Source organism: Escherichia sp. WS338 (assembly GCF_046486405.1).
GTDB classification, from domain to species: Bacteria; Pseudomonadota; Gammaproteobacteria; order Enterobacterales; family Enterobacteriaceae; genus Escherichia; species Escherichia coli.
Genome location: NZ_JBJQLL010000006.1, coordinates 66,232 through 79,665, shown reverse-complemented (window position 1 = coordinate 79,665; position 13,434 = coordinate 66,232). Strand labels below are relative to the sequence as shown.

The following is a 13,434-nucleotide window of genomic DNA, read 5'->3' as shown; positions in this document are numbered from 1 at the left end:
AGGTATTATATCGCCATAGATGCTACGAATATTATTGGATTCTCCTTATTATTTGCGGCACTTTTTTCACTTACCGGAGGTTATATGGAACCTGATCCCACGCCTCTCCCTCGACGGAGATTAAAACTTTTCCGGTAAGCCCGTCTTTTCACGGCGTTACCGGATGCGTAAGGCCGTGACGTTTTAACGTCCCAGCTCATCTTTATTACCTTCAGGTAAGGCTTCGCCACGCCGAAGACATTTCTGTACTGTTTCAGACAGTACGGAGGGACTCCTTATGTTTAAAGAAATTTTTACCCGGTTCATTCGCCATTTACCTTCCCGTCTGGTTCATCGCGATCCATTGCCTGGCGCGCAGCAGACAGTGAATACGGCGGTCCCGCCGTCCTTAAGTGCGCATTGCCTGAAAATGGCGGTGATGCCCGAAGAAGAATTGTGGAAAACGTTCGACACCCATCCGGAAGGATTAAATCAGGCGGAAGTGGAATCTGCCCGCGAACAACATGGTGAAAATAAATTACCCGCACAACAACCGTCGCCGTGGTGGGTACATTTATGGGTCTGCTATCGCAACCCCTTTAATATTTTACTCACCATTCTCGGCGCTATTTCTTACGCCACGGAAGATTTATTTGCCGCGGGCGTTATCGCGCTAATGGTCGCTATTTCTACGTTGCTGAACTTTATTCAGGAAGCACGTTCCACTAAAGCGGCAGATGCCCTGAAAGCGATGGTCAGCAATACCGCGACGGTGCTGCGCGTAATTAACGACAAAGGCGAAAATGGCTGGCTGGAGATCCCGATCGACCAGCTGGTGCCCGGCGATATTATAAAACTGGCGGCGGGGGATATGATCCCGGCAGATTTACGTATCTTGCAGGCGCGGGATCTGTTCGTCGCTCAGGCGTCGTTAACCGGTGAGTCTCTGCCCGTGGAAAAAGCCGCTACTACTCGCCAGCCGGAGCACAGCAATCCGCTGGAGTGCGACACCCTGTGTTTTATGGGCACCACCGTGGTGAGCGGTACGGCACAAGCAATGGTGATTGCCACAGGGGCCAATACCTGGTTTGGTCAACTGGCGGGGCGTGTTAGTGAGCAGGAAAGCGAGCCGAATGCCTTTCAGCAAGGGATTAGCCGCGTCAGTATGCTGCTGATTCGCTTTATGCTGGTGATGGCTCCGGTGGTGTTGCTTATCAACGGTTACACCAAAGGCGACTGGTGGGAAGCGGCACTGTTTGCGCTTTCGGTCGCGGTAGGCTTAACGCCAGAAATGTTGCCGATGATTGTTACCTCGACGCTGGCGCGCGGCGCAGTAAAGCTGTCGAAACAGAAAGTGATCGTCAAGCATCTGGATGCCATTCAGAACTTTGGCGCAATGGATATTCTGTGCACTGATAAAACCGGCACCCTGACACAGGATAAAATTGTGCTGGAGAATCATACCGATATCTCCGGTAAAACCAGCGAACGCGTGCTGCATAGCGCGTGGTTGAACAGTCATTACCAGACCGGACTTAAAAACCTGCTTGATACCGCGGTGCTCGAAGGTACGGATGAAGAGTCAGCGCGTTCGCTGGCCAGCCGTTGGCAAAAAATTGATGAGATTCCGTTTGATTTCGAGCGTCGTCGGATGTCGGTGGTAGTGGCAGAAAATACCGAACACCATCAGCTGGTTTGCAAAGGTGCATTGCAGGAAATCCTCAATGTGTGTTCGCAGGTGCGTCACAATGGCGAGATTGTGCCGCTCGATGACATCATGCTGCGTAAGATTAAGCGGGTTACTGATACGCTGAATCGTCAGGGGCTGCGCGTGGTTGCGGTGGCGACGAAATACCTGCCAGCGCGTGAAGGAGATTACCAGCGGGCGGATGAATCCGACCTGATCCTCGAAGGATATATTGCTTTCCTTGATCCGCCCAAAGAGACAACTGCTCCGGCACTGAAGGCATTAAAAGCGAGTGGAATTACCGTAAAAATCCTTACTGGCGACAGTGAGTTAGTTGCAGCGAAAGTGTGCCATGAAGTGGGGCTGGACGCGGGAGAGGTGGTCATTGGTAGTGATATTGAAACGCTATCTGACGACGAACTGGCAAATCTCGCACAGCGCACCACGCTGTTTGCTCGCCTGACGCCGATGCATAAAGAACGCATTGTGACCTTACTGAAGCGCGAAGGGCATGTGGTTGGCTTTATGGGCGATGGTATTAATGATGCGCCCGCCTTACGTGCTGCGGATATCGGCATTTCTGTGGACGGCGCGGTAGATATTGCCCGTGAAGCGGCTGATATCATCCTGCTGGAAAAAAGCCTGATGGTGCTGGAAGAGGGGGTTATTGAGGGACGTCGCACTTTCGCCAACATGCTGAAATACATCAAAATGACGGCGAGCTCTAACTTCGGTAATGTGTTCAGCGTGCTGGTGGCGAGTGCTTTCTTGCCCTTCCTGCCGATGTTGCCGTTACACTTGCTTATTCAGAACCTGCTGTACGATGTGTCACAGGTGGCGATCCCGTTTGATAACGTCGACGACGAGCAAATTCAAAAGCCGCAGCGTTGGAATCCGGCGGATCTGGGGCGCTTTATGATCTTCTTCGGACCGATCAGCTCGATCTTCGATATTCTGACGTTTTGCCTGATGTGGTGGGTATTCCATGCCAACACGCCGGAAACGCAAACGCTGTTCCAGTCGGGCTGGTTTGTGGTGGGATTACTGTCGCAAACGCTGATTGTGCATATGATCCGCACCCGTCGTGTACCGTTTATTCAGAGCTGTGCATCGTGGCCGTTAATGATCATGACCGTGATCGTGATGATTGTCGGGATCGTATTGCCGTTTTCACCGCTGGCCAGTTATCTGCAGCTGCAGGCGCTGCCGTTGAGCTATTTCCCGTGGCTGGTTGCGATTCTGGCAGGGTATATGACGTTAACCCAGTTGGTGAAAGGGTTCTATAGCCGTCGTTACGGTTGGCAGTAAAGAATAAACTGGGCATGGTGGCCCGGAATCAGATTGCAGACAAAGTGAGCTTTGTTCATGCCGGATGCGGCGTAACCGCCTAATCCGGTCTACAAATTCAATAAATTGCAGGAATCACGTAGGCCTGATAAGCGTAGCGCATCAGGCGATTTTGCTTTTGTCATCAGACTTAATCCGGGCATGATAGCCCGGATTTCCATCAAGATTAGCGACGAACAGCGATCGCTTCGATCTCAATCTTCACGTCTTTCGGCAGACGGGCTACTTCAACGCAAGAACGTGCCGGGAAGGTGGCGTTGTGTTCGGTGAAGAAGGCTTCGTAGGTAGCATTAACGGTTGCGAAGTCGTTCAGATCTTTCACAAACACGGTAGTTTTAACGATGTCGCCCACTTTCAGGCCAGCGGCTTCGACGATTGCTTTTACGTTATCCAGCGACTGACGTGCCTGTGCAGCGACGTCTGCCGGGACTTCACCCGTTTTCGGATTTACCGGGATCTGACCGGAGGTGATGATCATATTGCCCAGATCAACGCCCTGTACGTAAGGACCGATAGCTGCCGGTGCATTTTCCGTCGCGATAGTTTTGCTCATGATTTCTCCTTTATTACAGCGGTAAAAAGTCTGGCTCATTATAGGGAGCCAGACTTTTATTACCAACCGCAATTAATTGGCCAGCACCACATTATGGGAAAACTCTTTTTCACAGTATTTGCATTTGAGCGCGATGTCATTGGCGCGTTTTCGCACGGCAAAGCTGGATGAAACCGGTTCGGCATGGCTGATACAGTTGCTGTTCGGGCAGACCAGCACATTGTCGATGCGCTCCGGCAGACTGGGGCGCGATTTGCCAACCACTTCATAGTTGTCGATACGGTTAACCGTGGCTTGCGGTGCATACAATGCCAGTTGATCTACCTGATCTTCACTCAAAAAGGTATTTTCGATTTTGATCAGATCTTTGCGGCCCATCTCGCCAGAAGGCAGGTTCAGACCAATGGTGATCCGCTGATCCGTTTCGGTCAGCTTGAACAGACTCAACAGCTTAAAACCGATCTGGGCGGGGATATGGTCAATTACCGTGCCGCGTTTAATAGCTTCAACCTGCAATTTATTATCGTGTGTCATCTCTATTTCCCCTTACAGTACCAGATCGCGATTCAGAAGCAGTGCCAGTAACGCCTGGCGAGCGAAAATCCCGTTGCCTGCTTGCTGGAAGTACCAGGCGTGAGGCGTTTTATCCACATCCGTCGCAATCTCATCAACACGCGGCAGCGGATGCAGCACTTTCATATTGGCTTTGGCGTTGTGGAGATCGCTGGCGCGAAGAACAAACTGCGCTTTCACGTTGGCGTACTCGGACGGGTCCAGACGCTCTTTTTGCACGCGAGTCATGTACAGGATGTCTACTTCCGCCATCACTTCTTCAATAGAGCTGTGCAGACTCCAGGCGATCCCTTTTTCATCGAGCATATCAAGGATGTATTGCGGCATTGCCAGCGCGTCCGGCGCGATGAAGTAAAAACGGTTGCCGTCGAACTTCGCTAACGCCTGAGTCAGGGAGTGAACGGTGCGGCCATATTTCAGGTCACCAACCATTGCGACGTGGAGATTGTCCAGACGCCCCTGGGTTTCCTGAATGGTGAATAAGTCCAGCAAGGTTTGCGTCGGATGTTGGTTGGAGCCATCACCGGCATTCAGTACCGGTACATTGCCAGAAAATTCGGTGGCCAGGCGCGCCGCCCCTTCCTGCGGATGACGCATCACTATCGCATCGACGTAAGTGCTGATAACCGAAATGGTATCGGCCAGCGTTTCGCCTTTTTTACCCAGTGATGTATTGGCGCTGTCGGAGAAGCCCACCACGCTGGCACCCAGGCGGTGCATGGAAGTTTCGAAAGAGAGGCGGGTACGGGTAGAGGCTTCGAAGAAACAGCTGGCAATGACTTTGTGCTTCAACAGCTCTGGTTGCGGGTTTGCTTTCAGTTTCGCCGCTGTCGCCAGCACCAGATTAAGGTCATCGCGACTAAGGTCGTTTATGGAAATGATATGTTTCTGATATAGCGGATTAGCCATCTTTTATCTCCTGACGCCTGGGCAAAAAAAAGCCCCTCGATTGAGGGGCTGGGAATGGGTGATCAACGGGAAGAAAAACGGCAGGCCAGCGTCTTTTTTCAGACGCGGTAAGACAAAATGTCGAACACACTGAACCATACATCCTCCCGGCAAATTGTCCGGCATTATACTCATAGCCAGAAGCGGTGCAAGCATTTGATGCAATATTTTGTCAGCGCAAACGGTTTATTTGAATTAAAAGTCAAAATATATGCATTTTTATTTTCTATGATTCTGGAGGGGAAGTGTCGTTCGGTATCAATAATTGCAGACATTTCCTGCTTTTTTCTTTTTCATTTTCACGCAATCAGAAATGCATTTTATTCCATTCATCCGACTTATAGGGCGGAGGGTGAAAACGAACGGCTAACACTATTGCTTATAGCTCAGGGATACGCGCTATCACTTTAATTTCAAAATCAAAGCCTGCCAGCCAGGTAACACCCACCGCCGTCCAGTTTGGATAAGGTGGGGCGCTAAATATTTCATTTTTCACCGTCATGATGTCTTCAAATTGTTTTTCCGGATCGGTATGAAAGCTCGTAACATCAATGATATCGTCAAAAGTGCATCCCGCAGCTGCCAGGGTCGCATGCAAATTATCAAAGGCCAGTCTGACTTGTTGCTGAAAATCGGGTTCTGGTGTTCCGTCCTCTCGACTTCCTACTTGCCCGGAAACAAACAGCAAATCGCCGGAACGAATAGCCGCAGAATAACGATGCTCAGCATACAGTGAATGTCGGCCAGCAGGGAAAACAGCGGTTCTTTCTACCATTTGGTTATCCTCAAGATTTACGACATGAACAGAAGATTTATATTTACCGGGAGCCGCTTTTAGGGGGACGACGTTAGTAAACAAAACCCAGACATCATGGATAATGGCTGGGCTTAATTGAGCGTAGTCGGTTATGCGCCAAACGCGCCATCAATGGTATGCATCGCGCCGGTAACAAAACTGGCTTCTGGCCCTGCTAACCATGCGACCATACCAGCGACCTCTTCCGGTTGCCCATGTCTTTTGATGGCCATAAAACTATGCAACATATCGCGCATTGGCCCGTTGGCGGGATTAGCGTCGGTATCAATTGGCCCAGGCTGGACGACGTTAATGGTGATCCCTCGCGGTCCAAAATCACGGGCCAGCCCGCGTGCCATGCCTTGCAGGGCAGATTTACTGGCGGCATAAGCAGCCATGCCTGCAACAGGCATACGATCGCCATTCACGGAGCCGATGATTAAGATACGCCCGCCTTCGGGCATCTGCCGGGCGGCTTCAACAGAGGCATGATAAGGAGCATGAATATTGATTTTGAAAAGGCGATCAATATCGTCGGCATTTAATTCCAGGGCATCGCCAAAGACGCCAATACCTGCATTTACCACCAGGATATCCAATGCGCCGCTCTTACGAACGACATCAATGACAGCGTCTCTGTCAGCACTATCTGTGAATACTGCTGTCGCTCCAGTCTCTTGTGCCAGGCGTTCAGCGGCATCTTTCGACCCCGCATAGGTGAATCGTACATTGGCCCCATCGGTGACGAAACGACGTACGATAGCGGCACCGATTCCACGGCTGCCACCGAGGAGGAGAACTGTCTTACCGGTAAAAGCGCCCATAAGGACTCCTTGATTTATTATGTAACATGCATTACAAAACTGTTTTAACTTTCTGTCAACAAGTTTTGTAATGGTCACTAAAAAACAATCTCGTGTTCCAGGTCGCCCCAGACGTTTCGCTCCTGATCAGGCAGTCTCTGCGGCAAAAGTGCTTTTTCATCAAAAAGGTTTCGATGCTGTCAGTGTTGCTGAAGTTACTGATTATCTTGGTATTAACCCCCCGAGCCTCTACGCGGCTTTTGGCAGTAAGGCTGGGTTATTTAGCCGTGTACTCAATGAATATGTCGGTACGGAAGCTATTCCGCTTGCCGATATTCTTCGTGATGATCGTCCGGTAGGCGAGTGCCTGGTTGAGGTATTAAAAGAAGCGGCGTGCAGATATAGCCAAAACGGCGGCTGCGCTGGCTGTATGGTTCTTGAAGGTATTCATAGTCATGATCCACAAGCGCGTGATATTGCCATTCAATATTATCACGCCGCAGAAACGACCATTTATGACTATATCGCCAGGCGGCATCCACAAAGCGCACAATGTGTGACTGATTTTATGAGTACCGTGATGTCAGGGCTTTCTGCGAAGGCACGGGAGGGGCACTCCATCGAACAACTCTGTGCAACAGCTGCCCTGGCGGGGGAAGCGATAAAAACTCTTCTCAAGGAGTGATGCTGGCCTTGATCCGAAAGGCGGGAACGCGCCTGCCGATAAGTTGTGATAAGACAATAATTCACGCGTTAAGGCTGGCGGAATTGATCATCTTTTCGTATAACGATAGAAATGAAACATTGTTTTAATTAAGGAGTGGAAAAGATGATCATCGGAAATATTCATAATCTTCAGCCGTGGCTACCCCAAGAGTTACGCCAGGCGATTGAGCATATCAAAGCAAACGTTACGGCAGAAACGCCCAAGGGCAAGCACGATATCGAAGGCAATCGTCTGTTTTATCTTATCTCGGAAGATATGACCGAGCCGTACGAAGCTCGCCGTGCGGAGTACCATGCCCGCTATCTCGACATTCAGATTGTGTTAAAAGGTCAGGAAGGCATGACCTTCAGCACACAACCTGCAGGTACGCCGGATACCGACTGGTTAGCTGATAAAGACATCGCATTTTTGCCGGAAGGCGTTGATGAGAAAACAGTTATCCTTAATGAAGGTGATTTTGTTGTGTTTTATCCGGGGGAAGTGCATAAACCGCTGTGCGCAGTGGGCGCGCCAGCCCGGGTTCGCAAAGCAGTAGTGAAGATGCTGATGGCGTGATGACTTTTCGCCGTAAATAACTCCAGGTTTACGGCGAGTTTGTGAAAAGAGCGTTTTTTGATATTTTTTTGTGAGTAAAATTTGTAATGCTTAGACGTTCTTATTAACTCAAGGAGTTCGTCATGAGCAAAATATCAGATTTGAATTATTCTCAACACATTACATTAGCCGACAATTTTAAACAAAAAAGTGAAGTTTTAAATACCTGGCGTGTTGGAATGAATAATTTTGCCCGTATTGCCGGGGGGCAGGATAGCAGAAGAAATATCCTTGATCCTAAGACATTTTTGGAGTTTTTGGTAAAAATATTTACCCTTGGTTATGTGGATTTTAGCAAACGCTCCAACGAAGCGGGAAGAAATATGATGGCTCATATTGAGTCCTCATCTTATATCAAAAATAATGATGGCAGTGAGATAATGAAGTTTGTTATGAATAATCCTGAAGGGGAACGAGCGGATTTATCTAAGGTGGAAATAGAAATTACACTTTCCACTATCACTACTATGGGGACTCGTCAAGGACATACGGCTATTATATTTCAACAATCTGATGGTTCGACTAATCGTTATGAAGGGAAGTCCTTTGAAAGAAAAGATGAGAGTTCATTACACCTGATTACTAACAAGATTCTGGCGTGTTACCAACGCGAAGCTAACAAGGAAATAGCTCGTCTATTAAATAATCATCAGAAGTTAAATAATTTACAGAAGTTAAATAATATACAGGAGTTAAATAATTCGCAGGAGTTAAATAATTCGCAGGATTTAAATGATTCTCAGGAGTTAAATAACTCGCAGGACTTAAATAACTCGCAGGTGAGTTGTAAAGGTTCAGTTGATTCTACGATTACGGATTTATTAGAAAAAGCATTGAATAAATCCTTATTAGCAATAAGGAACGAACATCTGCTATTAATGCCTCATGTATGTGATGAATCGATTTCATACTTACTGGGCGAAAATGGTATACTTGAAGAAATAGATAAGCTCTACGAATTAAATGATCACGGAATTGATAATGACAAAGAAGGTAACAATGAAATTAATGACATCATGATTAACCTGTCTCATATTCTTATTGATTCCTTAGATGATGCAAAGGTTAACCTTACACCGGTCATCCATTCGATGTTGGTGACTTTTTTAGAATTGCCATATAATAATGATGTAAAAATACTGGAGTGGTGTTTTAATAAAAGCATGCAATATTTTGATGATTCTGCAAAGATAGAGCATGCATGCTTCGTAATAAATCATATTAATTTTCTCTGCGATCAGTCTAAAGTAGCTGAGACATTATTTTTCAATCTCGATAAAGAACCCTATAAAAATAGCCCTGAATTACAGGAGTTGATTTGGAAAAAGTTGGTTGTATATGTCAATGATTTTAACTTAAGCAATCTAGAAAAAACATATTTAATACAAAGGATATTTAATAATGTTGAGTCACTATTTAATAAAGTACCTGTCAGCATTTTAGTTAATGATATTTTTTTGAATGATTTTTTTATGAAAAACACTGAGATGATTAACTGGTACTTTCCTCGGTTACTTAAGAGTTATGAGGGCGAAAAAAATTATTTTGATAATTTAAAATATGATTTAAATGATGAGGAATCTAATAAGGAAATTTTGAAGAATCAACCAGATAATGTTATCAAAGAAAAACTGAATAATGAATTCAAACTTAGATTTAGAATGATGCAACTATCTTTAAATCGAAGGTTAATGTATCGCCATATATTGACCAACAGCGTTTAAATACACTAAATCCTCCGGAAAATTTACGTATAGCAATAGAAAAATTTGGCTGGAAGAAAAAACTATCACTGCATAAAATAATGTGATGCCGGGATGTTTTTGTATTTCCCGGCATCTTTATAGAGATATTAATTATTTAATTTACTGAGCGTCGCGACCATCACCGCTTTGATGGTATGCATGCGGTTTTCCGCCTGATCAAAAACAATGCTGGCGGCAGATTCGAAGACCTCATCAGTCACTTCCATTCCGCCATGTAGGCCAAACTCTTCCGCCATTTTCTTACCAAGCGTCGTCTGGTCGTCATGAAACGCGGGCAGGCAGTGGAGGAATTTGACCTCCGGGTTACCGGTCAACTGCATCATCTTGCTGTTCACCTGATAATCACGCAGTAATGCAATGCGTTCAGCCCATTTTTCTTTTGCTTCACCCATCGACACCCATACATCGGTATAGATAAAGTCAGCACCTTCAACTCCTTTAGCTACATCTTCCGTCAGCGTAATATTCCCGCCATTTTGTTGTGCCAGGGCGCGGCATTTCGTAACCAGCGCAGCTTCTGGCCAGCATGCCTGTGGCGCGACCAGACGCAAATCCAGACCGGTAAGCGCCGCAGCTTCGAGCATCGAATTGCCCATGTTGTTACGTGCGTCACCTGCATAGACCAGCGTCATTTCGTTGAATGCTTTACCGGGTAAATGCTCCTGCATGGTGAGGAGATCCGCCAGCAACTGCGTGGGGTGAAACTCATTGGTCAGGCCGTTCCATACCGGCACGCCAGCGTATTCCGCCAGTGTTTCGACAATCTCCTGACCATAGCCGCGATACTGAATACCGTCATACATGCGACCAAGCACGCGGGCAGTGTCTTTAATCGACTCTTTATGACCAATCTGACTACCGCTTGGGCCGAGATAAGTAACGCGAGCACCCTGGTCATATGCGGCAACTTCGAAAGAGCATCGGGTACGGGTCGAGTCTTTTTCGAAGATGAGCGCGATGTTTTTACCAGTGAGTTTGGCTTCTTCTTTACCGCTTTTCTTATCAGCTTTCAGCTTCGCGGCTAACTGCAGCAGGCTGTTAAGTTCAGCTGGCGTGAAATCGAGTAATTTCAGGAAATGCTTATGATAAAACCCGGACATAGATCCCTCCTGTGGCTAACGCCTCAATGAATTAAAATTCAGTTTATATGGATGATTATTCATTTGCAAGTCTAAAGCATAAATCTTTATCACAAAGGTGGAGGCAATGTCAGTGGTGTGTGACAATAAGAGTATCGGCAGGACATTAAGAGGAATGAGCCATGGCAAACCCGGAACAACTGGAAGAACAGCGTGAAGAAACACGTTTGATTATTGAAGAATTACTGGAAGATGGCAGCGATCCGGACGCGCTGTACACCATCGAACACCATCTTTCCGCAGACGATCTGGAAACTCTGGAAAAAGCGGCAGTTGAAGCGTTTAAACTCGGTTACGAAGTGACCGATCCAGAAGAGCTGGAAGTTGAAGATGGTGATATCGTGATTTGCTGCGACATCCTCAGCGAGTGCGCGTTGAATGCCGATCTGATCGATGCCCAGGTTGAACAACTGATGACGCTGGCGGAGAAATTTGACGTTGAGTACGACGGTTGGGGCACTTACTTTGAAGATCCTAACGGCGAAGATGGCGACGATGAAGATTTTGTCGATGAAGACGATGACGGGGTTCGCCACTAATTAATTGATTAAAATGCCCGATAGCACATACTAGCGGGCATTTTTTCAGAGTTCGCGCAACATCCGCACTTCACAATCAACATGGCCCGTGCAGCCAAGTGCATAGTCGATATGTTGAAAACCTAAATGTTCATATAAACCAATCGCTTCTTTCAAAAAAGCGGTCGTTTCCAGATAGCAGCGTTTGAAACCCATTTCTCGCGCCTGCTCCATCGCCATTAAGGCCAGTTTTTTTGCCAGCCCTTTACCGCGAATGGCGGGAAGAAAGTACATTTTCTGCAGTTCGCAAATGTCCGCTTCACTACCTGTTAATGGCGCTATCCCACCGCCGCCGACCACTTCACCCTCGTACTCAACCACCCAATATGCATGGCCAGGCTGACTATACACTTGATACAGCTCGTCAAGATTCGGATCGGCGACGGTGTAGCCTTTATCAGCGGTAAGACCGTATTCGGCGGATACCTGACGAATGACGCGGGCGATAGCAGGATTATCCTGCAGCGTCAGGCGACGCATTACAGGTGATTGCGGCGCAATGTTATTCATAGTTTAACCCAATAAAAATAAAGTAATTATACATTTGTTTAATACCACTCTCTTCTTACGTGCGCAAGCGTCTTATAAAGCAATAAAGTTTTTGCCAGCCTATTACTGATAAGAGTATTGTAACGTGGCAGAACATTTTACTGTCTGTATCTATAAATTATATCAATGGATTTTTTAATTCAGGGAATTTTTATGGCTCAAGTTATTAATGAAATGGATGTTCCGTCCCATTCTTTTGTTTTTCATGGTACAGGTGAGAGATATTTTCTTATTTGTGTGGTGAATGTGTTGTTAACGATTATAACGCTAGGTATCTATTTACCATGGGCATTAATGAAATGTAAGCGTTATCTTTATGCTAATATGGAAGTTAACGGACAACGATTTTCTTATGGAATTACCGGTGGGAATGTTTTTGTTAGTTGTCTTGTTTTTGTTTTTTTCTATTTCGCAATCTTAATGACAGTGTCAGCAGATATGCCGCTTGTTGGCTGTGTTTTGACTTTGTTACTGTTGGTTTTGCTTATATTTATGGCAGCCAAAGGACTGCGTTATCAGGCCTTAATGACCAGTCTCAACGGCGTAAGATTTAGTTTTAATTGCTCTTTGAAAGGGTTCTGGTGGGTAACCTTTTTCTTGCCGATTTTAATGGCCATTGGGATGGGGACTGTTTTCTTTATCTCGACAAAGATGCTACATGCCAATAGTTCAAGTAGTGTTATTATATCTGTGGTTCTGATGGCAATAGTTGGTATTGTTTCCATTGGTATTTTTAATGGTACTTTATATAGTCTGGTAATGAGTTTTCTCTGGAGCAATACCAGTTTTGGTATACATCGTTTCAAGGTGAAATTAGATACTACGTATTGTATAAAATATGCCATTCTAGCATTTTTAGCTTTATTGCCTTTTCTCACTGTTGCTGGTTATATTATCTTCGATCAAATATTAAATGAGTATGATAGTTCTGTGTATGCAAATGATGATATTGAGAATTTACAGCAATTTATGGAAATGCAGCGTAAAATGATAATCGCGCAGTTAATCTATTATTTTGGGATTGCTGTTAGCACCAGTTATTTAACGGTGTCGTTGCGAAACCATTTTATGAGCAACCTGTCACTGAATGATGGGCGTATTCGTTTTCGCTCAACTTTAACGTACCACGGTATGCTTTATCGCATGTGTGCGTTGGTGGTGATATCCGGGATTACGGGCGGTCTGGCTTATCCACTGCTGAAAATATGGATGATTGACTGGCAGGCAAAAAATACGTATTTGCTGGGCGATTTGGATGACCTTCCTTTAATCAATAAAGAAGAACAACCAGATAAAGGCTTCTTAGCCAGTATTTCTCGGGGAGTTATGCCTTCTTTACCATTTCTGTAAGAGATAAAAAAGGCCGGAGCATGCTCCGGCCTTCGTTTTCATCAC

14 protein-coding genes and 1 pseudogene are annotated in these 13,434 nt (G+C 46.2%); 7 read left to right on the top strand and 8 right to left on the bottom strand.

The genetic code is table 11. The features are described 5' to 3' along the window. Positions 1-84: 84 nt before the first annotated feature. The gene (gene mgtL / locus ACJHWT_RS07210) at positions 85-138 is read left to right on the top strand and encodes a mgtA regulatory leader peptide MgtL (RefSeq protein WP_001387276.1); all 54 of its coding nucleotides are present in this window, start codon (positions 85-87) and stop codon (positions 136-138) included. Between the two features lie 139 nt (positions 139-277). After that, positions 278-2,974: a magnesium-translocating P-type ATPase gene (gene mgtA, locus ACJHWT_RS07205; protein ID WP_000471848.1), complete on the top strand. Its 2,697-nt coding sequence runs from the start codon at positions 278-280 to the stop codon at positions 2,972-2,974. A gap of 205 nt (positions 2,975-3,179) precedes the next feature. Here mgtA and ridA read toward each other — a convergent pair whose 3' ends face one another. The 6 genes from ridA to bdcA all read right to left on the bottom strand — a co-directional run bounded on the left by ridA (position 3,180) and on the right by bdcA (position 6,707). Continuing rightward, complete coding sequence (gene ridA, locus ACJHWT_RS07200; protein ID WP_000047539.1) at positions 3,180-3,566, bottom strand: 2-iminobutanoate/2-iminopropanoate deaminase; 387 nt, start codon at positions 3,564-3,566, stop codon at positions 3,180-3,182. A 72-nt stretch (positions 3,567-3,638) separates the two neighbouring features. Continuing rightward, a complete protein-coding gene (pyrI, locus tag ACJHWT_RS07195; protein WP_000148581.1) occupies positions 3,639-4,100 on the bottom strand; it encodes an aspartate carbamoyltransferase regulatory subunit in 462 nt (153 codons plus the stop codon). Between the two features lie 12 nt (positions 4,101-4,112). After that, complete coding sequence (gene pyrB, locus ACJHWT_RS07190) at positions 4,113-5,048, bottom strand: aspartate carbamoyltransferase (protein ID WP_410232321.1); 936 nt, start codon at positions 5,046-5,048, stop codon at positions 4,113-4,115. 3 nt (positions 5,049-5,051) lie between these two features. Further along, positions 5,052-5,186, bottom strand: a complete 135-nt coding sequence (gene pyrL / locus ACJHWT_RS07185) for a pyr operon leader peptide (protein ID WP_001296693.1) — start codon at positions 5,184-5,186, stop codon at positions 5,052-5,054. 280 nt (positions 5,187-5,466) lie between these two features. After that, positions 5,467-5,862, bottom strand: a complete 396-nt coding sequence (locus tag ACJHWT_RS07180; RefSeq protein WP_000230273.1) for a RidA family protein — start codon at positions 5,860-5,862, stop codon at positions 5,467-5,469. A 131-nt stretch (positions 5,863-5,993) separates the two neighbouring features. Further along, entirely contained in the window at positions 5,994-6,707 is a 714-nt protein-coding gene (gene bdcA, locus ACJHWT_RS07175; RefSeq protein ID WP_000500740.1) for an SDR family oxidoreductase, read from the bottom strand. 70 nt (positions 6,708-6,777) lie between these two features. Between bdcA and ACJHWT_RS07170 the strand changes: the two genes are divergently transcribed. The 3 genes and pseudogenes from ACJHWT_RS07170 (at position 6,778) to yjgL (ending at position 9,817) form a co-directional block, all read left to right on the top strand. Beyond that, positions 6,778-7,371: a TetR/AcrR family transcriptional regulator gene (locus ACJHWT_RS07170; RefSeq protein WP_001317593.1), complete on the top strand. Its 594-nt coding sequence runs from the start codon at positions 6,778-6,780 to the stop codon at positions 7,369-7,371. 144 nt (positions 7,372-7,515) lie between these two features. Further along, positions 7,516-7,968, top strand: a complete 453-nt coding sequence (gene tabA / locus ACJHWT_RS07165) for a toxin-antitoxin biofilm protein TabA (protein ID WP_001317594.1) — start codon at positions 7,516-7,518, stop codon at positions 7,966-7,968. 122 nt (positions 7,969-8,090) lie between these two features. After that, positions 8,091-9,817, top strand: a pseudogene (gene yjgL / locus ACJHWT_RS07160) (protein YjgL). A gap of 42 nt (positions 9,818-9,859) precedes the next feature. On the opposite strand, the gene argF reads toward yjgL, so the two are convergent. Further along, positions 9,860-10,873 carry an ornithine carbamoyltransferase gene (gene argF, locus ACJHWT_RS07155; protein ID WP_000012921.1) on the bottom strand — a complete coding sequence of 338 codons (1,014 nt, stop codon included), beginning with the start codon at positions 10,871-10,873 and terminating at the stop codon, positions 9,860-9,862. 161 nt (positions 10,874-11,034) lie between these two features. Between argF and rraB the strand changes: the two genes are divergently transcribed. Then, complete coding sequence (gene rraB, locus ACJHWT_RS07150) at positions 11,035-11,451, top strand: ribonuclease E inhibitor RraB (RefSeq protein ID WP_000002953.1); 417 nt, start codon at positions 11,035-11,037, stop codon at positions 11,449-11,451. Positions 11,452-11,496: 45 nt separating this feature from the next. On the opposite strand, the gene ACJHWT_RS07145 is transcribed toward rraB, so the two are convergent. Further along, positions 11,497-12,000: a GNAT family N-acetyltransferase gene (locus ACJHWT_RS07145; RefSeq protein ID WP_001059400.1), complete on the bottom strand. Its 504-nt coding sequence runs from the start codon at positions 11,998-12,000 to the stop codon at positions 11,497-11,499. A 192-nt stretch (positions 12,001-12,192) separates the two neighbouring features. Here ACJHWT_RS07145 and ACJHWT_RS07140 point away from each other — a divergent pair, with 192 nt between their 5' ends. Continuing rightward, positions 12,193-13,389 (top strand): YjgN family protein, encoded by a 1,197-nt coding sequence (locus tag ACJHWT_RS07140; protein WP_000079653.1) that lies wholly within the window; start codon positions 12,193-12,195, stop codon positions 13,387-13,389. Positions 13,390-13,434 lie beyond the last annotated feature (45 nt).